This window comes from Serratia grimesii (assembly GCF_900186025.1).
GTDB classification, from domain to species: domain Bacteria; phylum Pseudomonadota; class Gammaproteobacteria; order Enterobacterales; family Enterobacteriaceae; genus Serratia; species Serratia grimesii.
Window position 1 is genome coordinate 4919440 of sequence record NZ_LT883155.1, and the last position, 24975, is coordinate 4944414.

Annotated in this window: 18 protein-coding genes; 7 read left to right on the top strand and 11 right to left on the bottom strand. The window is 54.5% G+C overall.

What is annotated here, in order from left to right:
* Positions 1-63: 63 nt before the first annotated feature.
* The 5 genes from rsmJ to SGBXF1_RS22995 all read right to left on the bottom strand — a co-directional run bounded on the left by rsmJ (position 64) and on the right by SGBXF1_RS22995 (position 5373).
* Positions 64-816 carry a 16S rRNA (guanine(1516)-N(2))-methyltransferase RsmJ gene (gene rsmJ, locus SGBXF1_RS22975; protein WP_186427599.1) on the bottom strand — a complete coding sequence of 251 codons (753 nt, stop codon included), beginning with the start codon at positions 814-816 and terminating at the stop codon, positions 64-66.
* 8 nt (positions 817-824) lie between these two features.
* The gene (prlC, locus tag SGBXF1_RS22980) at positions 825-2867 is read right to left on the bottom strand and encodes an oligopeptidase A (protein ID WP_061808559.1); all 2043 of its coding nucleotides are present in this window, start codon (positions 2865-2867) and stop codon (positions 825-827) included.
* Between the two features lie 122 nt (positions 2868-2989).
* On the bottom strand, positions 2990-3379 hold the full coding sequence (locus SGBXF1_RS22985; protein WP_061808560.1) for a TonB family protein: 390 nt from the start codon (positions 3377-3379) through the stop codon (positions 2990-2992).
* A gap of 4 nt (positions 3380-3383) precedes the next feature.
* Positions 3384-3845, bottom strand: coding sequence for an HIT family protein (locus tag SGBXF1_RS22990; RefSeq protein ID WP_186427600.1), 462 nt, complete (start codon positions 3843-3845; stop codon positions 3384-3386).
* 91 nt (positions 3846-3936) lie between these two features.
* A complete protein-coding gene (locus tag SGBXF1_RS22995; protein ID WP_186427601.1) occupies positions 3937-5373 on the bottom strand; it encodes an amidase in 1437 nt (478 codons plus the stop codon).
* Positions 5374-5483: 110 nt separating this feature from the next.
* On the opposite strand from SGBXF1_RS22995, the gene SGBXF1_RS23000 reads away from it, so the two are divergent.
* Positions 5484-6383: a LysR family transcriptional regulator gene (locus SGBXF1_RS23000; RefSeq protein ID WP_037424675.1), complete on the top strand. Its 900-nt coding sequence runs from the start codon at positions 5484-5486 to the stop codon at positions 6381-6383.
* Between the two features lie 12 nt (positions 6384-6395).
* Here the strand turns inward: SGBXF1_RS23000 and SGBXF1_RS23005 are convergent, their stop codons facing one another.
* Positions 6396-6800 carry an ASCH domain-containing protein gene (locus tag SGBXF1_RS23005; RefSeq protein WP_130382345.1) on the bottom strand — a complete coding sequence of 135 codons (405 nt, stop codon included), beginning with the start codon at positions 6798-6800 and terminating at the stop codon, positions 6396-6398.
* A 135-nt stretch (positions 6801-6935) separates the two neighbouring features.
* Between SGBXF1_RS23005 and SGBXF1_RS23010 the strand changes: the two genes are divergently transcribed.
* From SGBXF1_RS23010 to SGBXF1_RS23025, 4 genes are all read left to right on the top strand, one after another.
* A complete protein-coding gene (locus SGBXF1_RS23010; protein ID WP_186427602.1) occupies positions 6936-7778 on the top strand; it encodes a 23S rRNA (adenine(2030)-N(6))-methyltransferase RlmJ in 843 nt (280 codons plus the stop codon).
* 129 nt (positions 7779-7907) lie between these two features.
* Positions 7908-9260: a glutathione-disulfide reductase gene (gorA, locus tag SGBXF1_RS23015; RefSeq protein WP_130382349.1), complete on the top strand. Its 1353-nt coding sequence runs from the start codon at positions 7908-7910 to the stop codon at positions 9258-9260.
* A gap of 158 nt (positions 9261-9418) precedes the next feature.
* Positions 9419-9913 (top strand): putative pterin-binding protein, encoded by a 495-nt coding sequence (locus tag SGBXF1_RS23020; protein WP_037424670.1) that lies wholly within the window; start codon positions 9419-9421, stop codon positions 9911-9913.
* The gene (locus tag SGBXF1_RS23025) at positions 9910-11691 is read left to right on the top strand and encodes an ATP-binding response regulator (RefSeq protein ID WP_037424668.1); all 1782 of its coding nucleotides are present in this window, start codon (positions 9910-9912) and stop codon (positions 11689-11691) included. The genes SGBXF1_RS23020 and SGBXF1_RS23025 overlap by 4 nt, the downstream gene beginning before the upstream one ends.
* Here the strand turns inward: SGBXF1_RS23025 and SGBXF1_RS23030 are convergent.
* The 4 genes from SGBXF1_RS23030 to SGBXF1_RS23045 form a co-directional block, all read right to left on the bottom strand.
* Entirely contained in the window at positions 11681-12532 is an 852-nt protein-coding gene (locus SGBXF1_RS23030; protein ID WP_186427603.1) for a helix-turn-helix domain-containing protein, read from the bottom strand. The genes SGBXF1_RS23025 and SGBXF1_RS23030 overlap by 11 nt on opposite strands.
* Before the next feature lie 471 nt (positions 12533-13003).
* Positions 13004-16105: an autotransporter outer membrane beta-barrel domain-containing protein gene (locus SGBXF1_RS23035; RefSeq protein WP_186427604.1), complete on the bottom strand. Its 3102-nt coding sequence runs from the start codon at positions 16103-16105 to the stop codon at positions 13004-13006.
* A gap of 68 nt (positions 16106-16173) precedes the next feature.
* Positions 16174-19188, bottom strand: a complete 3015-nt coding sequence (locus SGBXF1_RS23040; protein ID WP_130383097.1) for an autotransporter outer membrane beta-barrel domain-containing protein — start codon at positions 19186-19188, stop codon at positions 16174-16176.
* A 495-nt stretch (positions 19189-19683) separates the two neighbouring features.
* A complete protein-coding gene (locus SGBXF1_RS23045) occupies positions 19684-20298 on the bottom strand; it encodes a TetR/AcrR family transcriptional regulator (RefSeq protein ID WP_037424664.1) in 615 nt (204 codons plus the stop codon).
* 297 nt (positions 20299-20595) lie between these two features.
* On the opposite strand from SGBXF1_RS23045, the gene SGBXF1_RS23050 reads away from it, so the two are divergent.
* Positions 20596-21840, top strand: coding sequence for a Tm-1-like ATP-binding domain-containing protein (locus SGBXF1_RS23050; RefSeq protein ID WP_130382353.1), 1245 nt, complete (start codon positions 20596-20598; stop codon positions 21838-21840).
* A gap of 74 nt (positions 21841-21914) precedes the next feature.
* On the opposite strand, the gene spy is transcribed toward SGBXF1_RS23050, so the two are convergent.
* Positions 21915-22415: an ATP-independent periplasmic protein-refolding chaperone Spy gene (spy, locus tag SGBXF1_RS23055; protein ID WP_061808675.1), complete on the bottom strand. Its 501-nt coding sequence runs from the start codon at positions 22413-22415 to the stop codon at positions 21915-21917.
* A gap of 564 nt (positions 22416-22979) precedes the next feature.
* Here spy and pdeR point away from each other — a divergent pair.
* Positions 22980-24974: a cyclic di-GMP phosphodiesterase gene (gene pdeR, locus SGBXF1_RS23060; RefSeq protein WP_130382355.1), complete on the top strand. Its 1995-nt coding sequence runs from the start codon at positions 22980-22982 to the stop codon at positions 24972-24974.
* The last annotated feature ends 1 nt before the right edge of the window (position 24975 follow it).

Below are 24975 nucleotides of genomic sequence, written 5' to 3' on the forward strand. Positions count from 1 at the left end.
ATGCCCTAAATAATTGGCGTTGCATCAAGGCGGCTTGCAGGGGCGCAGCATGCTGCGCCCAAATTAACCGGGATAGGGCATGTAGATATCGAAACGGTGACTCTTGGTTGTCGACGCCGCATGTGCCTGTACGTTAGCCAACGGCGGGGCATAATCCGGGCGCTTCACCACCACGCGCTTGGTTGCCAGGTGACGTGCCGGTTCCAGCAGGCCATCGGCGTCATCGTCGCTGCCCACCAGCGACTGGAACACCCGCATCTCCTTTTTCACCAACGCACTTTTCTGCTTGTGCGGGTACATCGGATCGAGATACACCACCTCTGGCCGTGGATCGATATCACCTAGCGCCGTGAGGCTGGAGGCATGCAACAACGTCATGCGTTCGCGCAACCATGGGCCGATCTCTGCGTCCTGATAGCCGCGCTGCAACCCGTCATCCAGCAATGCCGCCACCACCGGGTTACGTTCCAGCATCCGCACCCGGCAGCCCAGAGACGCCAGCACAAAGGCATCGCGCCCCAGACCGGCGGTGGCGTCCACCACGTCAGGCCGGTAACTGCCCTTGATGCCGACCGCCTTCGCCACCGCTTCACCGCGCCCGCCGCCAAATTTGCGTCGATGGGCCATAGTGCCGGAAACGAAATCGACGTAGATCGCCCCGAGTTTAGGTTCGTCACGCTTACGCAGCTCCAGCCGTTCGGGCGTCAATACCAGCGCCATCAGCGCCTCGTCGTCCGAAGTTAACTGCCAGCGCTGCGCCAGAATAGACAAGGCGCCAGGATCGGCGCCTTCTTCACACAATAAACACACGCTCACCGGTGGGGTTATCCTTTAATACCGTAATGGCGCAGCATAGCATCCAGCTGCGGCTCACGGCCACGGAAGCGTTTGAACAGTTCCATCGGCTCTTCCGAACCGCCACGCGACAGGATGTTGTCGAGGAAGGATTTACCGGTTTCGGCGTTGAAAATCCCCTCTTCCTCAAAACGCGAATAGGCATCCGCCGACAGCACTTCCGCCCACAGGTAGCTGTAATAGCCCGCCGCGTAACCGCCAGCGAAGATATGGCTGAAAGCATGTGGGAAACGGCCCCAGCTTGGTGAAGGCACCACCGCCACCATTTTCTTCACTTCCGCCAATGTTGGCAGGATCTGCGCGCCTTTTTCCGGGCTGTATTCAGCATGCATACGGAAGTCGAACAGGCCGAACTCCAACTGACGCAGAATGAACAGCGCCGCCTGGTAGTTTTTGGCAGCCAGCAGCTTGTCGAGCATCTCTTTCGGCAGCGGTTCGCCACTCTGATAATGACCGGAGATAAACGCCAGTGCTTCCGGCTCCCAGCACCAGTTTTCCATAAACTGACTTGGCAGTTCGACTGCATCCCATGGTACACCGCTGATGCCGGAAACGCCTGCGGTGTCGATCTGGGTCAGCATGTGGTGCAAACCGTGGCCGAACTCGTGGAACAGCGTGGTCACTTCGTTATGGGTGAACAGCGCCGGCTTGTCGCCCAGCGGACGGTTGAAGTTACAGGTCAGGTAAGCGACCGGCTTTTGCAGCTCGCCGTTAGCCTTACGCAGGCTGCCGACGCAGTCGTCCATCCACGCCCCGCCGCGCTTGTTTTCACGCGCATACAGGTCAAGGTAGAAGCTGCCGCGCAGTTCACCGTTGGCATCGAACAGGTCAAAGAAGCGCACTTCGGGATGCCAGGTATCGACATCCTTGCGCTCTTTGGCAGTGATGCCGTAGATGCGTTTGACCACTTCGAACAGCCCTTCCACTACGCGCTGTTCCGGGAAGTACGGGCGCAGTTGCTCGTCGCTGATCGAGAACAGGTGTTGTTTCTGTTTTTCGCCGTAATAGGTGATATCCCAGGCTTCCAGCTCATCCACGCCGTAATGCTGTTTGGCAAAGGCGCGTAGCTGAGCCAGCTCTTGCTCTGCCTGCGGACGGGCACGCTTGGCCAGATCGCTGAGGAAGCCGAGCACCTGTTCCGGATTTTCCGCCATTTTTGTCGCCAACGACTTGTCAGCGTAGCTGTCAAAGCCTAACAACTGGGCCAGTTCGTGGCGCAGCGCCAGCGTTTCCGCCATCACTTCGCTATTGTCCCACTTACCGGCATTCGGCCCCTGATCGGAAGCACGCGTAGCAAACGCGCGATACATTTCTTCACGCAGCGCACGGTTGTCGCCGTAGGTCAGTACCGGCAAATAGCTCGGCATATCCAGCGTCAGCAACCAGCCGTCCTGCTCTTTGGCCTGCGCCATCGCCTGAGCCTGGGCCAGCGCGCTTTCCGGCAGGCCGCTCAGCTCGGCTTGATCGGTAATCAGCTTGCTCCAGCCCATGGTGGCATCGAGCACATTGTTGCTGTAAGTGGAACCCAACTCGGACAGACGCGCGACGATCTCGCCGTAGCGACGCTGTTTTTCCGGTGACAGGCCGATACCTGACAGCTCAAAATCACGAAGCGCATTTTCTACCGACTTACGCTGTGGCGCGGTCAGGTCATTGAATGCAGCGCCTTCTTTCAGGCTGCGATAAGCCTGGTACAGCCCTTCGTGCTGCCCCACCCAGGTGCCGTATTCAGACAGCAACGGCAGCGCCTGCTCATAGGCGGCACGCAGTTCCGGGCTGTTTTTTACCGAGTTCAAATGCCCCACCGGCGACCAGATACGCGACAGGCGATCGTCAGACTCCGCCAATGGCTGACACAGGTTATCCCAGGTGAATGGCCCCGGCTGCGCGACAACGCGCTCTACCGCAGCGCGGCAATCGGCCAACGCGGATTGCACCGCAGGCACGATATCTTCAGGGCGAATAGCGGAAAACGGCGGCAGGGAAAACGGGGTCAGCAACGGATTTGTCATAGGGCAGTCCTGATTAGCGTTGGGGCCCGCCGCAGCGGGCAGGCCTTAAAATGCGTATGAATATCTAACATGGAGCCAAGCAGCAGGAAAATCAATGGCTGAGCGTTGATAGATAGTGCCATCTAGCGGAACGGTACCGTGCTCGGCGTCACTTTAGCTTTGTCATCATGCTTAAAACGAAGGGTAATACGGTGGTCCTTGATCGGCTCGTTGGTCGGGTAGCGCCATTTGCTCATTGCGATAAAAACGGCTTTATCAAACATGCGCTCGGGCTGTGCTTCCATCACCCGGATATTTTGCACTTTGCCCGCCTCATCAATGTCGTAACACAGCACCATAAATCCTTGGTTGTTCTCCTCTTGCCGCGTCTTATCGGGGTCGACGGATAATTCCGCAAACAGATTGCGCGGAGGATTGTCCGGCTTATCGGTTGCACAACTCTCGTCCGCCTGGGCCTGAAATGCCGCCAGATAAAGCAGGGCTGCACACAGCCCTTTTATCTCCGTTTTCATCCATTCAGTCCTGATGAGAACGGATCTTCGCCGCCAGCGCGGCCAGATGATCATCATCGGCACGCGCGGCATCATGAGAAGACAGGTAGCCTTCATAGCGGTCGAAAAATTTCACCGATTTCGACTCAATCGGCTGCCACTGCTCCAGTGCGGCGGTACCGTGCATCGGGATCAGTTTGGCATGCAAGTGATCAACGCCAAAACCCTCGAACACCATGCCACAACGGCCTACGTCATCAAACGCCCGGTCAAGCAACTGCGCGACTCGCTTGGTCGCCAGCATCAGTGCGCTCAGCACCTCGTCCGGTACGGCAAAGGCGTAGCTGGAATGATGTGCTTTGGGGATCACTACGCTGAAACCCTCGGTATTCGGGTAGATGGAAAGGAACGCCATATGGCTGTCGTCCTCCCAAATTTTATGGCATGGCACCCTGCCTGCCACCATTTCACAAAATACACAGCTCATCACGCCTCCTGAATGCTGCGGCGAGCCACCCGGCCCACCGCAAAAAGTCTTTCAGCAACATAGCGGATAATTTGCCGTTTGACTGCAATAGCTATGCATTTCCCGCCCAAATCGCGGGGCGGCGCTGCTGCCAGGGCGCAGCCCGCTCCAATTGGCCAGCCAGTTGCAGCAGCAAATCTTCTCGACCAAAACCAGCAACAAATTGCATGCCTATCGGCAGATTGTGTTGCTTCTCGTGCGCCAAGGGCACCGACATCGCCGGTACGCCAGCCACATTAAATACCGGCGTAAACGGCGAGTGATCGAATAAGTGCGCCGTCCATTCCAGGCCGCTCATGTCCGCTGTCCCTGTGCCGTAACGGCCGAGCCGCCATGGCAAGTCGGGCAGGGTCGGGGTCAGCAGCAGGTCGTACTGCTGAAAATAAGCCCCGACGGCACGAGTCACCCGGTTGCGTACCTCAAGGGCTGCAACCATATCCACAGCGCTGGCAGCCAAACCGTAGCGGTAACAGGCCAGCGTTTCCGGCTCCAGCGTTTCGCTTGATATAGGCCGCCCTGTCGCCTGACTCAGGCCATCTACCCAACCGACCAGATTGGCGCACCAGATTTGCGCATTGGCGAACACCAGCTCCTGCCAACTGACGCCTATCGCCATATCCACTTCGCTAACCTGATGACCCAACTCACTCAGCAGCGCGGCAATCTCGGCCGTGGCCTGAGCGATGTGTGGATCGGTTTTCCCGCCGTTCCAGGCCTGAGTCATCATGCCGATGCGCAGTCGGCCAGGTTCAGACGTTACCTGTGACAGCCAACTCTGTGCCGGTGGTGAGGTATAATAGGGTTCTCCGGGATGCGGATGTTGCAGGGCATCCAGTAAGGCCGCGCTGTCGCGCACCGTACGGCTTAGCCCCAGTTGGACACCAAAACCGTTGAAGACTTCATCCATCGCCGGCCCATGTGATACCCGGCCACGTGTCGGCTTAAGGCCGAATAGCCCATTCGACGAGGCAGGCACCCGGATCGATCCAGCGGCGTCAGTGGCATGAGCGATAGGCACGATCCCGGCGGCAACTGCCGCACCAGCACCGCCGCTGGAGCCGCCGGCACTGAAGTCCGGATTCCAGGGATTGCGTGTCGCGCCGTAAAGCACCGCTTCAGTGGTGGTGCTGAATGCCATCTCCGGTGTGGTGGTGCGGCCGAAGGTGACCAGCCCAGCCCGACGAATATTGCTCATCAGATAACTGTCAGTCGCCGCGATATTGCCCTGCGCCAATCGACTACCCAGCTCCAGACGCTTACCGGCCATGCTGATGGCGATGTCCTTAATCAGGAAAGGCACACCTGACAGTGGGCCCTCACCCTCCGGTTGCAGTTGCGACCAATGTTCTATCACCGCATTAATCGTTGGGTTCACCGCCTCAACCGCGGTCTGTGCGGTCTGTTGCAGCTCCTGCGCACTGACTTCGCCGCGCTGTACCAGTTCGGCTAACCCCAATGCATCGTAGTTAACGTACTCGCTCAGTTTCATCGTCTTTTCCTTATCATCCGTAGTCGTTTCGTCGGCTTTCCGACATCCATTCCACGGTAGAAGGATCAGCGCTATAGTTGAAATTGATAGGTTTAATGTGAGGAATAGTTATCAACAATTTAAAGCGAGTCGATCTCAATTTGTTGGTCACACTGGAGGTACTGCTCACGGAACGCAGTGTGACCCGGGCAGCAGAACGCCTTAACCTGAGCCAACCCTCGGTCAGTATTCAGCTCGCCAAACTCCGCGAGATTTACCATGATCCCCTGCTGTTGCCTGGCTCACGCGGTATGTTACCCACAGCTCGCGCACTCGGCCTGTTGACGCCGCTGCGCCAGACGCTGGCCGATCTTGGCCGTTTGGTCGCAGCAGAACAGCCGTTTGATCCCCTGCAGGCCGAAATGACCTGGCAGTTGGCTGCCGCCGACGCGGCCGAATATGCCATTCTGCTACCGATGTTGCCTAAACTGCGGTTGGCAGCACCACAATCCCGTCTGGCGATCCGTGAGGCATCACCCAAAACCATGAGTCGCGATCTGGCCGACGGTGTGATCGATCTGGGTTTTCTGGCCCGCGAAGAAGCACCCGCTGAGCTACGTCATCGCCAGCTGTTTCACGAGAATTACCTGCTGGTAGGCCGTCGTGACCATCCGTTATTGCAGACACCGCCCTCGCTGGAGCAATTTTGCCAACTTGAATTTGTCATGATCTCACAGGACGGTGGCGGTTTTCGTACCCAGATCGATACGTTATTGGAAGCACAGGGATTAACTCGACGCGTCGTGATGTCGTTGCCACATTTCCTGTTTATCCCCACCCTGCTGGCGAGATCCGACATGGTGGCTATGCTGCCTTCACGTATGCTGGGTGAACTGCTGGGCGATCTGCGCACCTGGCCGGTACCGCTTGAACTACCCGGCTATGACATGGTGATGGTCTGGCATGAACGCTCTCACCTCGACCCGGCCCATAGCTGGCTGCGCGATCAGGTGGTTACTTCTCTGGAGTAGTTCACAACATGGCTATAGCACTTCAACCAACTCAAATTCTTCAAACACCAGCCACATCTGTGACGAAAAAGTACCTTCGCGTGTGAAAAATTCCCGATGCCCCTGTCGCCAGAAAGCCAGGCTTTTATCCCCCTCACCTTCCAACGCCGCCATCTCGGCGCTAACATCACAATAACGGATCAGCTTCAGTGAGAGCGTTCTGATAACACAGGCCGGCTCGCCCCGGCCATTAAGGATCACATTGTAATCCCCGATTGCCGGTCCTTTCTCTTGTTGATAGGCAGTATAGGAGCCACAGGTTGCGGTTTTTTGCCCGTCGAGCACCAATTGCAGCAGCTCATCCGCCAACGCCGGGCTATCACCGAATGACCAGCGCGCTGCACCTGAATAGTTAGCCAAAATAGCCTGTTCTGTCATCGTCCTGTTCCCTTATAGAAGGCCTGCGGCAACGCATTTCAGTTTTTCCCGTCCAGACAGTTTATACTGTGCAGAATATAAGCCTTTATTCTGTTCAGCACGCTCCGTCGGGAGCACAAGGAATTACCACAAGCCATGTTAAGTTACCGCCACAGTTTCCACGCCGGCAACCACGCCGACGTGCTCAAGCACACCGTTCAGAGCCTGATCATTGAGTCGCTGAAAGAAAAAGAGAAGCCCTTCCTGTATCTGGATACCCACTCCGGTGCAGGGCGCTATCAGCTCAGCGGTGAGCATGCCGAGCGCACCGGGGAATACCTGGAAGGCATCGGTCTGCTGTGGCAACGTGACGATCTGCCGGAAGAACTGGCGGCCTACATGAGTGTAGTGCACCACTTTAACCGTACCGAAAAGCTGCGCTACTACCCTGGCTCGCCTCTGATTGCCCGCCAGTTGCTGCGCCCGCAAGATAAAATCCACCTGACCGAACTGCATCCGAGCGACTTCCCACTGCTGCGCGGTGAGTTCCAAAAGGACGAACGCGCCAAAGTGCAACGCGCCGATGGCTACCAACAGTTGAAGTCACAGTTGCCACCACTGTCACGCCGCGGACTGATCCTGATGGACCCGCCGTACGAGATGAAAACCGATTACCAGGATGTGATCAAAGGCCTGCAGGAAGGCCACAAGCGCTTTGCCACCGGCACCTACGCGCTGTGGTATCCGGTGGTCATGCGCCAGCAGATCAAACGTATGCTGAAAGAACTGGAAGCCACCGGTATCCGCAATATTCTGCAGATCGAACTGGCGGTAAAACCCGACAGCGACCAACGCGGGATGACGGCCTCCGGCATGATCGTGATTAATCCGCCGTGGAAGTTGGAACAACAGATGAAAAACGTGCTGCCATGGCTGCACAAAATATTGGTGCCGTCGGGCCATGGCCACCATTTGGTGAACTGGGTGGTGCCGGAATAAGCTTCCGGGGCGCGGCCAGCCGCGCCTTTCCCCCACCTATCACAGCCATTGACGCAATCTTTGCGACAAACCTGCATCAGGCGTTAAACTCTTACGCTCTTCGATTCACACAATTCATGGAAATCCCAGATGACCAAACATTACGATTATCTAGCAATTGGCGGCGGCAGCGGCGGCATCGCATCGATCAACCGGGCAGCCATGTATGGCCAGAAATGCGCATTGATTGAAGCCAAAGAACTGGGCGGCACCTGCGTCAACGTGGGTTGTGTACCGAAAAAAGTCATGTGGCACGCGGCACAGATCGCCGAGGCCATTCATATGTACGGCCCAGATTACGGTTTCGATACCACCGTCAACGCGTTTGATTGGAAAAAGCTGGTCGCTAACCGCACCGCTTATATCGACCGTATCCATAATTCTTACGACAACGTGTTGGGCAAAAACAAAGTCGACGTGATCAAGGGCTTTGCACGCTTTATCGACGCCCACACCGTTGAAGTCAACGGTGAGAAAATCACCGCCGATCATATCCTGATCGCTACCGGCGGGCGTCCGAGCCACCCGGACATTCCAGGCGCAGAATACGGTATCGACTCCGATGGTTTCTTCGATTTGGATGCCATGCCAAAACGCGTTGCCATCGTGGGCGCGGGCTATATCGCGGTGGAAATTGCCGGTGTATTGAACGCACTGGGGGCTGAAACGCACCTGTTCGTGCGTAAACACGCACCGCTGCGGACTTTCGATCCGATGATTGTCGAGACGCTGGTGGAAGTCATGAACACCGAAGGACCAACCCTGCACACCGAATCGGTTCCGAAAGCAATCGTCAAAAACACCGACGGTAGTCTGACGCTGCAGTTGGAAAACGGCAAAGAATGCACCGTCGACAGCCTGGTATGGGCGATTGGCCGCGAACCTGCGACCGATAATCTGAACCTGGCCGTTACTGGGGTAAAAACCAACGAAAAAGGCTATATCGACGTCGATAAATACCAGAATACCAACGTTAAAGGCATTTATGCGGTGGGTGATAACACCGGTGCCGTTGAACTGACCCCGGTTGCCGTGGCCGCCGGTCGCCGCCTGTCCGAACGCCTGTTTAACAACAAGCCGGAAGAGCACCTGGATTACAGCAACATCGCTACCGTCGTGTTCAGCCACCCGCCGATCGGCACCATTGGCTTGACCGAGCCGGAAGCCATTGAGAAATTCGGTGCGGACAACGTGAAAGTGTATAAGTCTTCTTTCACCGCCATGTACAGCGCCGTAACGCAGCACCGTCAGCCGTGCCGCATGAAACTGGTGTGCGTGGGTAAAGAAGAGAAAATCGTCGGCCTGCATGGCATCGGCTTCGGTATGGACGAGATCCTTCAGGGCTTCGCCGTGGCGATTAAAATGGGTGCCACCAAGAAAGACTTCGACAACACTGTCGCGATCCACCCGACCGCCGCGGAAGAGTTCGTTACCATGCGCTAAGCGCTAAAATCAGCGCAAACCAAGGCCAGGATAATCCCTGGCCTTTTCTTTTCGTGCTCTTTACCATTCCCTTCAACACAAACTGTTATTTTCTGCCATTATTTTGCCTGATCAATGGGCGGAGCTCATGTAAGCATCCGCGACACTGGAGAACCCCGATGCTGTTCAAGCTATTCAAAAACATCACGTTGGCATTTTTTGCGTTGATGGTCGTCCAATCCAGCGCGCTGAGTTTTACTCTGGAAGTCTCGGGCAACATCCAAAACACCACCGACCCGGTAAAGAAAAGCTATCTGTTTACCGATAAGCAACTGTTGGCAATGCCAGTGCACAGCATCACCACGTCAACCTCCTGGACGCCGCAAAGAAAGTTCGAAGGAATTTCCGTGGCAGACATTTTGGCGCGAGTCGGTGCCAAGGGCAGTACGCTGACATTTTATGCGTTAAACGATTACTACATCGACGTGCCGCTGTCTGACGTCGAGAAATACAATATGATTTTGGCCTACAAGATGGACGGCGAAATGCTGAAGATCAGAAACTTCGGACCGCTGTTTTTGGTTTATCCCAGGGATGCCGCAGGGCCTGAGTTGAATTCCCCGCTCTACAACTCACGCTTTATCTGGCAAGTGGACAGGATCGTGATTAAATGAAACTCACAGGGTTTAAAAACAGCAGCAGGCTGGCAATCCCGGCTATTTTTGCTGCCCTTTTTCTGGTTGCCTCCGCGGTGACGCTGTATTACTACAGCGCAACACTGTCAAAAAAAGGGTTGTATGCTATTGCGGGCACGCAGGAAAATTATTCCTGGTCGATCGCAAAATTCTCTATCAAGCTAGCCGAGTTTGAAACGCTGGTCGAACAGCAGAAAAACGCACCACAAGTAGATAGCGAAGATCTGCGACTTAAATTTGAAATCCTTTATTCCCGTTTTTATGTGTTGGAAACGGTGTCTGAGTCGACCCAACCTCTGTACGCCGAACCGGGTTACCCCGAGGTTGTCGCACATATGCGCCGGAAAATGGATCAGATTGATAATTTGCTGAACAGTCCTAAGATTGATTTCTCACTTATTTCGCAGGCCATGAGGCAAATAAAGCCCTACTCGATTGAAATGGCCAACCTGACCGATCACGCAGAAGTGAAACAGCGCACCGCCGCCTACGAAGACTATATCGAAAAACGACACATCATTTTTTATGGTCTGGTGATCGTGATGTTTTCAGTGATTGCGCTCATTGCTATTACGCTGATTATGTTCCGCCAGCAGCGCCTGACTATCCGGCAACAAGCCAAAGCCATAGAGGCGGAAAAAGCTACCCGCACCAAAAATGCCTTTCTGGGTGCCATTGGCCACGAACTACGGACATCGCTGCAGAGCATTATGTCTGCCATTGATGTGCTGGTGAACACCAAGGTGTCGGCCGAACATGCGGATACTTTCCAACGGTTGGAGATTGCTGCGCAGCAAATTGAAAGCCAGATGAAAGACCTAACCGATTATGCCCATTTGGACAGCGGAATGATGGAGCTGCGTCTCGCACCGTTCGACGCTCAACGGCTGATCGAAGAAACGGCGAATGAAATCAATACGCTGAGTCAGAAAGAACAGGTGACGCTGTTGTGCGAAATTGAATGCGGCCATCTGCAGATTCATTCCGATCCACTGCGCATCAGGCAGATTATCGTTAACCTGCTGACTAACGCGTACAAATATACCGAAAGCGGTACCATCACACTGCATAGTTGCCTACGACGCCAACCCACGGGTAATTCGTTGATTATTGAGGTGACTGATACCGGCATTGGTATCGAAAAGGAGATGCTTGACCAAATATTCAGGCCCTTCACTCAATTGGATCAATCTCATACCCGCCAGTATGGTGGCGTAGGCATGGGATTAGCGATTGTGCATGGGCTGGTGACATTGCTCAATGGTACGATCACTGTCTACAGCGAGATCAAAAAGGGCAGTACCTTTATCGTCAGTATTCCTGTCGACATTAGCGACGACGAAGAGCAAGGCGAAAAACCACGGCACCACCGCAGCCTAAGACAGAATCAGCAACATATTTTAGTGGTGGATGACAATAAATCCGTGGGTGACGCCTTTGCGGCGCTGCTGGACAAACTGGGCTATCAACATGAACTGTGCAACTCACCCGAACGGGCGCTGCAAAAGCTGCTTAGGCGTCCTTATGACGCGTTGCTGTTAGACCTGCAAATGCCGGGTATTGATGGCGCTGCGTTAGCTAAACAACTGCGTAATCAGCGTGGACCCAATCGGCATATTCCGATTGTCGGCATCAGCGCCTATACCCCGGAACAGCTATCTGCCGAGCAGCGGGCGCTGTTCGACAGCTATTTAATGAAGCCAGTACGGCTTGACGCATTGTCAACGACGCTGGCCTCACTGCTGGTTAAAGATTAAAACACCGCAACAGTGCGGCTTCAATAACATGGAGTCGCACTGGCTTTTCATACGGACCCAACACGTCATAGTCACGCATTGCCCTGGCGATTTCCGATTCGCGCTGATCGGTACCCAACTGGCCCGTGAGCACCAGAACCGGCGCATCCGGGTTGTCCGAAGCACGGATGGTTTCGATGCACTGAACCGCAGTTTCCTGACCAATCAACCAGTCGACCACATATCCATCGAACAGGCTTTGTTGCAGTGCCAAACAGAAGCTGCTGACATCGTAAAAAGCGACAGCATGGAAGCCACGCCCGTTAAGGTATTTTGCCAGTTCATCAGCTGCCTGGTGTGAGTCGTCGAGTACCGCAATACTTAACCGCTCGTCTTCTACGGCAGCAGGACGAAGCTCAATCAGTTCCACACAATAACGCTGCCCTTGCGGTGCATCATCTGAACGATAAAGACACCACAGCCCGGCCTGTTGTAACGCGACATATTCCGATGTCCGCCCGCCAACCAACTCATGGCCGATATAACCGACGCAGGCTAATTCCACGCCTCCGACATAAAAGATGGCATCCCGTGCAACAGTTTGTGCAGAGATGTCATTTTCCGTGCCCGTATCTACTATCGCTGCTGGGTTTTCCCCTAATGCCGCCGCGACATTGCTAATTTGTTCCAGCGTCCAAGGGCTTTGCCCTTTCAGCTTACGGTGCGCATGTGAAAAGCTGAGATCCAGAATCCGACTGAGCTCTTTAGCATGCTGACGTTTACCAATCCCATAATGTACAAACAGTTCTCTGACCCGGTTTGCAATCGACTGTGAATCGAATTTCTGGTGATTATTATCCATTTTTTCCTTCGATTTTTTTTGCTGTTTTTTCAGTCGTTTTCATACTTGCCGTGCAAAAAAGCGATCCAAAACTGGTATATCATACAATGTACAATCTAAACATTGCTTGACATACCACATTATATAGTCAAACATGGTACCAGAAGAGACACACAGCAACACCACAATAAAAATATAACAACAGTAAAAATGCACCACTAATAATCATAATGACACCAGGGAAAGCTCGTTTCGGTTGTTATTCTGAGAGAATGTATGCACCAGACTCTCTCCGAAACTTGGGCCGTAAGCGCTAATCTGTTTTACCCAGTTTTGAACCGGGATCCGCAAGGGTCCCGGTTTTTTATTGCCCTTTTAACGGCAACGCGATGCGCCCACCAGCTCTCTCCACGGTCATCACAGAGTACGTGAGTTAATACAAAAAAATGGGGCCAGCAAGCTGACCCCATGTAACCACTCAGACCGATATCTTTAGAAACGCCAGGTGAAACCGGCGTTGACGCTGTTGTCCTGGTAGTTTTGCGACAGCAGACCGCCGTAGCCCAATGACAGCGTGGCATTCTTGTTCACCGCCACTTCCGCACTGGCCTTCAGCACCGCACCGTCACGCGAGGCCGACACACTGTTCACCACAAACGGAGAATTGCCGCCGTTGAAGCGCAACCCGGTACCACGATCCAGATCGCCGTACTGATGCTGCCAGCCCAGTTCGCTGCGCAGCGCCACGGTGGTGGTTTTGCTCGCCTGCCACTCGGTATCCGCACGCAGCCCCAGCGTCGATACGGTGGCGTCGGTGTGCTGTTTGTCACCGTGTAGCGCCGCAGCCCCGCCGTCTTCCGCGATACCGTTGTTCTGGAAGTTGATGTACGCCAGGTTGGCGAACGGCTCCAGATTGGCCCAACCGGCCTTCACGCTGTAACCCGCTTCGGCAAACACCTGCTCGGTGCGCGCACTGTATTTCGCAGTTTCCCGATCTGACTGCATGCCGTAGTTGACCGAACGTGACGTATCGAAGCGGTGCCAGGTGTAGCCACCACCGGCACGCAGCGCCAGTTCACCGAACTGTTTGCCGCCGTACACCGCCAGGTGGTAGTTGTCGCTGTCGGCATTCGAGCCGTAGCCGCCATCCAGTGACGTCCGCGTGTAACCGGTCGCCACGCCCAAGCGCCAGTCATCCGCCAACGCCGAGTCCAGCCCCACCAGCACGCCGTAGGTCGATGCCTGATACCCTGTCGCATTGGCGTCGCCCGACGCATGGTCCCAGGCCCCCAGCAACTGCGCCCAGGCACCGCCGTCGTCGTCCGCCTTGATGTCCGGCGAGGTTGCCAGTCCTTCTGCCTGTCGCAGTCGGCCGTTCAACGCATCACGCAGGTAACGGCTGTCGTTGACCTGTGCCGAGGCGATATCCGCGTGGATCTGCCCGGACAACTGACGGAATGCCTGACGCGCTTCCCCTGCCGAACCGGCATTGAGGATGCTCTCGTACACCGGGTTACCCGCCGCCAGAGCATCCGCCGCCGTCGCCACCGCACGCTCATTCTGGGTCGCTGCCACGCTGGCAAAGGCGGTGTCGTTACGGCCCACGTTCAGCGTCACCTGATTCGGCTGGTAGGTCAGCCCGGTACCCAGGAACAGGTAATTCGGTGCCACCGTATCAAACTGCCCGCTGATACCCTGCTGGGCGGTCAGGATGTTGTACTGCTGGCCGAGCAGGCTGCGAACGTCGCTTTGCGACAGCAGATTGGTGCTGTTCTCCAGCGAGACGGCCACTTCACCGCCGCTGATCGTCGCCGATCCGCTGCTTTGGATCCGATCGCTCTGGCCATTGGGCGCCACTTCTACCGCATAGCGGGAACCCGGCTCGAAGCTGACATTACCTGCTACATTCAACGTCCCGATCGAGTTACCCGGTGCCACGGTCCCACCACTGCGTGCCGTCAATGACCCCAGGGTACCGGAGCCGCCCAACACGCCAGCATTTTGCACCGTCACGTCTGACGTCACTGAACCATTAACCGCCAGCAGACCGGTATTTACCAATGTAGGACCGGAATAGGTATTGTTACCAGTCAACACCAGCGTGCCCTTACCTTCCTTAGTCAGGCCACCATGGCCGTAAATATCATTGGAGTACACTTCCACCGAACAATGATAGTCATCACAAAGGCGAGCTTGCAGCGTGCCTTGATCGATTTGCGCCCCTTGGCCTGGAATATTAGCGATAAACTGTGACGAGCCGTAAGCCACGCCTGTCGGATCCGGAATGCGGAACTCTTCAGGAATATCTTCGACGGTATAGAACATCCCCGGCCCATTAATCGCCTTACCCAGATTGATCATCCCCCAGCCGTACAGCGCATCGATGCCCGGTGCGCCCATATCGGTGGCGGTGGTCTTCAACACGTCGGCAATTTGCGCCGATGTCATGTACGGGAAACGCTGCAGCAACACGGCAACCGCACCGGTCACGTGTGGCGTCGCCATTGAGGTGCCATTTTTATTGCCATAGTCGGAGACCAAATGATTCGGATCGGAACCGTTGGCCACAGTGCTGTAGATTTTACTGCCCGGTGAAGATACGCAGAAACTGGCCGTGTAACCGCAGCGTGAAGAGAAGCTGCTGATGGTATAAGGCACGCTGTTGGTAGAGGCTTCATCCTGTGCGACGCTGGCAACCGACAACCAGTTAGGCGCAATATCCGGCACAAAATAGGCCAGGCCGCTGATCACATCCGGTTGGTTGTAGTTACCGTCGTTACCGGCGGCGAACAGCACCAAAATGTTTTTACGTGCCGCATCAATCGCGCCCTGATAACCCGCCCCTGCCAAACTCCCCAACAAGGGTTTCACCTGATCAAACTGTTCCTGTGCGTCTTTTAACTCAAAATGCAACGCGTCTGGCTTTTTGCCATTATCCGATAAGAAATCGGGAATGCTGACGCCCCAACTGTTATTGATCACCCGCACGCCGTTATTGATCATCGCCTGCCAACCGGCATTGGTCACGCTGCCATCGAGCCCGAGGAACTCGCCGTAGGCCGGGCCGTCATTGTCGTTATCAACACTGATGATCTGTGAGTCAAAGGCCACGCCGTGCATGCCGGTTCCATCACGGTTGGCACCGCTGATGCCGGCAACGTGTACACCGTGATTGCTCAGCAAACCTTGAGCACCACTATAGAAATGGAAGGTGCCGTCGAAGTAAAAACGATCGCCGGCCTTAATCCCCTCACGGTGCGGATCGGTATAGGCGCGGTAACCCTCGGTAACCACATTCACCAGTTTCCCGTCACCAGCAAATTCAGGATGTTTGTTCACTGGGGTATCGAAAATCCCTACCTTTTGCCCTTTACCGGTATAACCCGCAGCATAGGCTTCATCAGCGTGGATCGCACCCAACCCCCAGTTGGCCTTAAATTCATCGCTGCGCCAGCTTGCCGGATCGCCCATCTTACCGCCTTCCGTATAGGGCGCAGCCTGTACGCTACCGGCCGCCAACAGCGCGCACAACAAGGTGTTCAGTTTCCATGTCGGCGCCAATGCCGGTTTATTCTTTCCTGTAGCTTGCTTCATTCCCTTATCCTTTTTGTTTTAGTCAAACCGCCCCCCGACGAGGCGGCTTGTCCCTCAGTTTTTTAAGATCAGAAATTCCAGGTGAAGCCAGCATTGACGCTGTTGTCCTGGTAGTTTTGCGACAGCAGCCCGCCGTAGCCCAATGACAGCGTGGCATTCTTGTTCACCGCCACTTCCGCACTGGCCTTAAGCACCGCACCGTCACGCGAGGCCGACACACTGTTCACCACAAACGGGGAAGTGCCGCCGTTGAAGCGCAACCCGGTACCACGATCCAGATCGCCGTACTGATGCTGCCAGCCCAGTTCGCTGCGCAGCGCCACGGTGGTGGTTTTGCTCGCCTGCCACTCGGTATCCGCACGCAGCCCCAGCGTCGATACGGTGGCGTCGGTGTGCTGTTTGTCGCCGTGTAGCGCCGCAGCCCCGCCGTCTTCCGCGATACCGTTGTTCTGGAAGTTGATGTACGCCAGGTTGGCGAACGGCTCCAGATTGGCCCAACCGGCCTTCACGCTGTAACCCGCTTCGGCAAACACCTGCTCGGTGCGCGCACTGTATTTCGCGGTTTCCCGATCTGACTGCATGCCGTAATTGACCGAACGTGACGTATCGAAGCGGTGCCAGGTGTAGCCACCACCGGCACGCAGCGCCAGTTCACCGAACTGTTTGCCGCCGTACACCGCCAGATGGTAGTTGTCGCTGTCGGCATTCGAGTCGTAGCCGCCATCCAGTGACGTCCGGGTGTAGCCGGTCGCCACGCCCAAGCGCCAGTCATCCGCCAACGCCGAGTCCAGCCCCACCAGCACACCGTAGGTCGATGCCTGATAGCCCGTCGCATTGGCATCGCCCGACGCATGGTCCCAGGCCCCCAGCAACTGCGCCCAGGCACCTCCGTCGTCGTCCGCCTTGATGTCCGGCGAGGTTGCCAGTCCTTCTGCCTGTCGCAGTCGGCCGTTCAACGCATCACGCAGGTAACGGCTGTCGTTGACCTGTGCCGAGGCAATATCCGCGTGGATCTGCCCGGACAACTGACGGAACGCCTGACGGGCCTCCCCTGCCGAACCGGCATTGAGGATGCTCTCGTACACCGGGTTGCCCGCTGCCAGGGCATCCGCCGCGGCTGCTACTGCACGTTCGTTTTGGGTGGCGGCCACGCTGGCAAAGGCGGTGTCGTTACGACCGACGTTCAACGTCACCTGATTGGGCTGGTAGGTCAGCCCGGCGCCGAGGAAGGGAGAAAAAGTTGAAGAAGAAGAAAACTGCCCGCTTATCCCCTGCTGGGCAGTCAGAATGTTGTACTGGCGGCCAAGCAAACTGCTCACGCTACCTTGCGACAGCAGGTTGGTGTTTTGTTCCTGCAACACCACGACTTCACCGCCACCGATCGTTGCCGATCCGCTGCTTTGGATCCGATCGCTCTGGCCGTTTGGCGCCACTTCTACCGCATAGCGGGAACCCGGTTCGAAGCTGACATTACCTGCTACATTCAACGTCCCGATCGAGTTGCCCGGTGCCACGGTCCCACCACTGCGTGCAGTCAATGACCCCAGGGTACCGGAGCCGCCCAGCACACCGGCGTTTTGCACCGTAACGTCCGAGGTGACCGAACCGTTGATTGCCAACAGGCCCTGATTGATCAGCGTCGGCCCTGCGTAACTGTTGTTGCCGGTCAGCACCAAGGTACCGATGCCCTGTTTGGTCAGGCCACCGTGACCGGAAATGTTGTTGCTCCAGACATCCAGCCCACAATGAATATCGTCACACACGCGCTCGGTCGGTTTGCCCTTGTCCAGTACCGCGCCGACACCCGGCAGATTCACGACGAACTGCTCAGGGCCGTAAGCGCCGCTAACCCGAAACTCTTCAGGAATATCCTGCTCGGTAACAAACATGCCCGGCCCGTTAATCGCCTTGCCCAGATTGATCATCCCCCAGCCGTACAGTGCATCGATACCCGGCGCGCCCATATCAGTGGTGGTGGTCTTCAGCACTGAGGCAACCTGCGCGCCGGTCATGTACGGGAAACGTTCCATCAGCACCGCAATGCTTCCGGCCACGTGTGGCGCCGCCATTGAGGTCCCGCTGTATTTGGCATAACCGGTGGTCAGGTTATCTACGCTGTTGCCTTCAATGATTGAGCTGTACACCCTGGTGCCCGGCGCGGCAACGCAGAAGCTGGCGGTATAGCCACAGCGGGAGGAGAAGGTACTGATGCTGTAATCGCCGGTGTTGTTCGGATCCTGCAGACTGGCGACCGACAGCCAGTTGGGGGCTATCTCCGGCACGAAATAGGCCAGACCGGCCATGGCGTCCGGGTTATTGAGGTTGGAGTCGTTACCGGCCGCAAAAATGGTGACGATACCGCTGCGTGCCGCATCGATTGCGCCCTGATAAGCGCCACCGGCTTTGGTGCCAAGGATCTGTTTGATTTGATCGAATTGTTTTTGCGCGTCGGCGAGCGTGAAGTGGGGATAAGCCGGATCCTTGCCACCCTGATCAAACTTCTCAGTGATGCCAATACCCCAGCTGTTATTGATAATGCGTGCGCCGCTGGCGATCAACGCATCCCAGCCAGCCTGGTACACCGCCCCATCGTTACCGAGAATGATGCCGTCTTCCGGCCCCGGGTCGCCGTTTTCCGCGCTGATGATTTGTGCGTTGAACGCCACGCCGTGCATTGCACCGCCATCGCGGTTGCCGGCAGCGATGCCACCCACATGGGTGCCATGTGAACCCAGGGTGCCGTCGGAATCCACGCTCGGCGTGCCGTCATAGCGGAATACGTCGCCTTTTTTCACCGGAATGTAGGGATCGGTGTATTCGCGAATACCAGTAGTGACCAGGTTGATCACTTTGTCTTGGCTGGCGAACTCCGGGTGTTTGGCATATACCGGTTGATCGAAAATGCCGAGCTTTACGCCTTTTCCGCTATAACCGGCGGCGTAGGCTTGATCGGCGTGGATCGCCCCCAGCCCCCATTCTGCGTTGAACTCTTTACTGCGCCAGCTAGCAGGATCGCCCGGTTTACCGCTTTCAACATAAGGGGCAGCCTGCGCCCCACCGATCGCCGCCAGGCAAAAAAGCATCGCACTCCATTGTGCACGATTAACACCAATTTCAGGCCAGCCGAAGGCCGCCTGAACAGGCTTGACTCCTTTACGTCTATTTTCCATCCCAGATACCGTCCATTGTTGTTTGCAAATGTCTTATTGATTTTTTTGTGTAACAGTTTCGTAACACCAAATAAATAAAGCACAACAATCTCAAGCGCGCCTAATGTGTCAAAGGCGCAGGGGCTTAATCGGGGAACACAATAAACGGCTAAATAAGGCGGGGAGACATAAGGATCTTCAATGGCAAAAAAGGGTGAGGAATGATCCGTTTCTCGTGTCGAGAGTCAGAAATAATTATCTGATAAATATAGATAATAAAAACAAAAAAAGCCGGATGGGGCTCCCCCCTTCGGCCTATCTAAAAATGCTTAAAACGCTCTTTTTATCACTTTAAATTATAACAATTGCCAATACTCACTCAGTGAAATCTGCTGGTTTTCGCCGAGAATGACTGTAAAAATTGGACTATCATGCTAGCGGTTTTCTGCTGTTCATCGCATCTTCTTCGGCCTGACGAATAATGGCTTTCGCCATCCATTGCGTCACATCCTGAATGCCGCCGAGATCCAGCCCCCAAATATCTTTCAGTACCAGAAAAACTTCCGAGCCATAAATCAACGAAAAAGAATGAATGACTCGTTGCAACGCCTCAGACGGCAGTTTATCCCGGAGTGGCTCAACCGCCAGATTAAGCAGACGCTTACGGTTACCGCGGACAAATTTCTCACCCGGTGTCGCTTTCGCCCACTGTTGTAATGAAAGCTGCAACGCGGCACGCAGAGCCCCTTCGTGCTGCTCCATTTGGGGATAAGCGAATGTGAGTAGTTGCTGAATGCGTTTCAGTGCGTCCTGATCCTGTGGTTGCCATTCTAGAATCGGCCCCAGACTTTCGGCCACAACAGCGGCAATCAATTCGCTTTGGGTGGGGAAATAACGATAGGCAGTGGCACGAGATACCTGTGCATGCGCGGCAAGCTCGGTGATTGAAGGAAATACCCCTTCGTCATACAACGCCATGGCACTGGTCAACAATAAGCGATGGGTTCTTGCCCGAGTCGATGTCAGAGTTTGGTCCTGTTTCATGGGAAAAGCAGTTATTACCACAGCTACCTCATCATACTTATTCGCTTCCCCCGTCCCGGGACAACACGCGATAACAACAAAACCGACAGTATTCCACTTCGTCGGTAACATTAGATGGTCAAAAATGAGACTAACATCTCATTTTGAACTGACCTTGCCTTGCATAAATGACACTAGCGTCTCATTATGTAGATATATTAATCATTCAGTATTAAATCGCCAACACCAGGGATCCAAAAAAAAACAAATAACATTATAATTTTAATAAATAATTTATAAAATCCGCAGGAATAAGCAGTGACTGATACTTCAACATTTATCTACATTGCTACCACAGCAGATACCAAAGGACAAGAACTGGAGTATGTTCGTCAGACTATCTCCAGCCTAGGTTTATCCACTTTGACCGTCGATCTCTCGACACGTCTCCTTCCAACGGATTCACTTACCGATATTAGCGCAGCGGAAATTGCCCGTTATCACCCTGAGGGAGCTAACGCCGTATTTTGCCATGACCGGGGCCAAGCCATTACCGCCATGGCTGTCGCTTTCGAGCGCTTTATTTTGACTCGCAATGATATCGCGGCCCTGCTTGGTCTGGGCGGTTCCGGCGGCACAGCCATTATCACCCCGGCGATGCAGCAGTTGCCTATTGGTCTGCCAAAATTAATGGTCTCAAGCATGGCGGCAGGTGACGTTTCGGCCTATGTCGGCAACAGCGATATCACCATGCTGTATTCCGTCACTGATATCGCCGGTCTCAACCGTATATCACGACGCGTCCTGAACAATGCAGCGTGCCAGATTGCAGGGGCCGTACGCTTTGCTTCCAACGATGATGTCGGGGGTAAACCCGCGCTCGGTTTGACGATGTTCGGTGTCACCACACCCTGTATACAGAGCGTTGTTGCCACACTGGAGTCCCACTGGGACTGCTTGGTTTTCCACGCAACGGGCAGCGGTGGTAGAGCACTGGAAAAGTTGATCGACAGCCGTTTGCTCAGTGCCGCGCTGGATCTGACCATTACTGAGGTGGCCGATTATCTGTTCGACGGAGTTTTACCCTGCAATGAAGATCGTTTCGGGGCCATCGCCCGTACCGGTATTCCTTGCGTACTGTCTTGTGGGGCAATAGACATGATCAATTTTGGTTCGCCCGACACCGTACCGGCACGCTATGCCGGACGCCAACGCCACCGACATAACCCCCAGGTTACACTGGTGCGTACCACGCCACAGGAGAATGCACAGATAGGACGTTGGATCGGGGAAAAAATGAATGCTTGTACAGGGGAAATACGCTTTGTGATCCCCGGAGGCGGGGTGTCCTCACTGGATGCGCCAGGACAGCCTTTTTGGGATCCGTTGGCGTTAGACGCTTTTGTTCAGGCGCTGGAATGCACGATGCAGCCAACAAACAAACGGCGGTTGGTAAAAACGGATTATCATATTAACGACCCGCGATTTTCGCAGATTATTACCGAACAATTTCAGCACATTGCCGGCGGACTGGATACACGTTACCCATCACACTCGCTGTAAATAAATATTTTTACCCCGAAAAATAAAAAGGGCCAGATAATAATCCGGCCCTTTTTACTTACCTCATGAAATTATTACTGCGCTGTCGTCATTTTCGACTTCATATTATTCATGTGGTCCATCATTTTCTGTTCGCGTTTCTGATAATTCTCATTGTATTGTTTTTTCTGCTCAGGTGTCAGCAGGTTATACATTTTATTTTCAGCTTTGGCGCGTTCCAACATATGTTCAGATTGCGCTTTGCTAATGGCATCAATTTGCGTTTTCGCTTTGGCTTCGTCGAAGCTGTCGGAAGCAACCAGGCTATGCAGTGCCTGACGTTCCTCTTTCATACCTGCGCCGCGCTTCTGGTGCGATTCTTTCATGATGTCGCGCATCTGTTGGCGCTGTTGTTCGGTCAGGTTCAGACCCGCAAATGGCCCACCCTTACCTTCGCCTTTATGGTGCATCATTTTCATCGGTGCAGCAGATGAATCAGTCGCCGCTGGTGCCGTTGTGGTATCCGCAGCGAAAGCCATAGAAGCAGAACCCAGCGCCAGAGTAGAGGCAACAAATAAAGCGGTCAGTTTACGCATAATCATTTCCTTAAAGTTATTCTTCATCAGGAGCGCTGTACGTGAACAGGCTCTTCTTTCGTCGGAGATAATAATAGGCTGATAAACATATAGTAATGCGATGGAGTGTAAATTTATTAAAGCCCAAAACAGTTTTATTCGCCAATAATGAGTGAATTATGAAGATGATGCCTACTATACGGAAATTTTGATTTCACACCGGCATAACATCTACCTCAAGATGGTGTTCAGCTCTATAGGATTATTCCTGCCACCGGCTCGCTTTATTATAATTTAGCCCCCTCTGCTACAACCGTACTGCAACAAGACGATGAAGACATCCGTGCACAAAAATCGTACTAACCTCTCGAATCAGCAGGTTCTCACTTACACTCTAAGACAACGGGTGGCAATGTGTCGTTTACAGGGCAAAACTAATTATTACTTATATAATAGTTTCATCCACCGACAGTGAAAAACGTGTTATATGATGGAGATACGTGCACTACGGCCACTATCAGGCCAGAAACCTGCTGTTGCGCTCATCGCACAGATCTGGCTGTCGTGCCCTTTTGAGGAATCATCATGTTCGCAGACCAAGGCCCTATGCTTCTTAACGCCCACTTTGGCACCAACAGCCCTTATTGGCGGTTGGCGTTTGACAGCAATGCCCTGGCGTTATCGGCAGTCAAAGGCAAAACACATATGGCTGTGGCACTCAGCGCCATGCAGGCTGCAAAAATCCGCCGCCTTAGTGGTATTACCGCCAGCTTAGATATCACTATCACGCTGGGCGGTGAGCCAATACACCTGCACCTGGTCGGTCGTCGGATCAACAATCTGGAATGGGCGGGTACCGCCTCTGCCTTCAGCGATACCCAGTCGGTCGCTCGCGATCTGGTGCACGGCCTCTCCTTTGCCGAGCAAGTGGTGTCAGAAGCCAATTCCGTGATTGTGATCGTCGATCAGCATGGGCGTATCCAGCGCTTCAACCGTCTAAGCGAAGAATACACCGGCCTGCACGAACATGATGTTATCGGCAAAAACGTCTTTCAATTATTTATGAGCCCGGAAGAAGCCACGGCATCGCGACGCAATATCGCCGGTTTTTTCCGCAATGGGTCGTCCTATGAAGTGGAACGCTGGATCAAAACGGTAAAGGGTGAGCGGTTATTTTTGTTCCGTAATAAGTTCGTGCACAGCGGCAGCGGTAAAAATGAAGTCTTTCTGATTTGCTCCGGCACCGACATAACCGAAGAGCGTCGCGCCCAGGAACGCCTGCGAGTGCTAGCCAATACCGATATCATTACCGGCCTGCCAAATCGTAATGCCATCCAGGACAAAATTACCCAGTCGATCGCCACACGTGATGGCAACAACATCGGACTGGTGTATCTCGATCTCGACAACTTTAAGAAGGTCAACGATGCCTACGGCCATATGTTCGGCGATCGTTTACTGGTAGAGGTGTCGCTGGCGGTTCTGGGTTGCCTTGCTCCGGACCAAACCCTGGCTCGCCTCGGAGGAGATGAGTTCCTTGTGCTCGCTCAAGAAGCCGATCGTGAGATGTTACAACGGTTAGCCCAGCGGATTATCGACCGGCTGAAAACACCGTTCCGCATTGGCCTTATTGAAGTTTACACCGGATGTTCCATTGGGATCGCACTGTGCCCTGAACATGGAAACGATCTCGACAGTCTGATCCGTAGCGCCGATACCGCCATGTACGTCGCCAAGGAACATGGTAAACGCACTTACACCGTGTTCTCGCCAGAGATGAACAAACGCGTCGCAGAATATATGTGGCTGGATACCAATCTGCGCAAGGGGTTGGAACAAAATCAATTAGTGGTGTACTACCAGCCCAAAATTGAGGCACTCAGCGGCAAGGTATGCAGCGTGGAAGCCCTGGTGCGCTGGGATTCGCCCGAACGCGGCCTGATTCCGCCCCTGCAATTTATCTCTTACGCCGAAGAATCCGGCCTGATCGGGCCGCTCGGCCGCTGGGTTCTGCAAACCGCCGCCAAACAGGCAGCACACTGGAAACGTCAGGGATTAGAACTGCGGGTCGCGGTCAACCTTTCTGCACGGCAGTTGGTGGATGACTCTATCGTCGAGGATCTCGCGCAGGTGCTGCAACAGAATCAGTTGATACCTTGTCTCTTGGACTTCGAGCTAACAGAAAGCAGCCTGATTGAGGACGAAAAACGGGCACGAGAGGTAATCACCCGGCTACGCGAACTGGGCGCGCAGGTCCATCTGGATGATTTTGGCACGGGTTACTCTTCGCTGGCACAGCTGTCACGTATCCCACTGGATGCCATCAAACTGGATAAAAGTTTTGTTCGTGGCGTGAATTTCAATCCAGTTTCACAATCGCTGGTACGCGCTATCGTTGCAGCAGCAGAAGCCCTCAAATTCCGGGTGATTGCCGAAGGTGTAGAGACCGAGAGCGAGAACCAATTCCTTGATGAAGTCGGTGTTGATGAGAAACAAGGATTTTTGTTTGCGCGGCCAATGCTCCCAGAACAGCTGGAGCATTGGCTGCAGTCTTATCGCCCGCAATCCCCCTCAGCGTGAT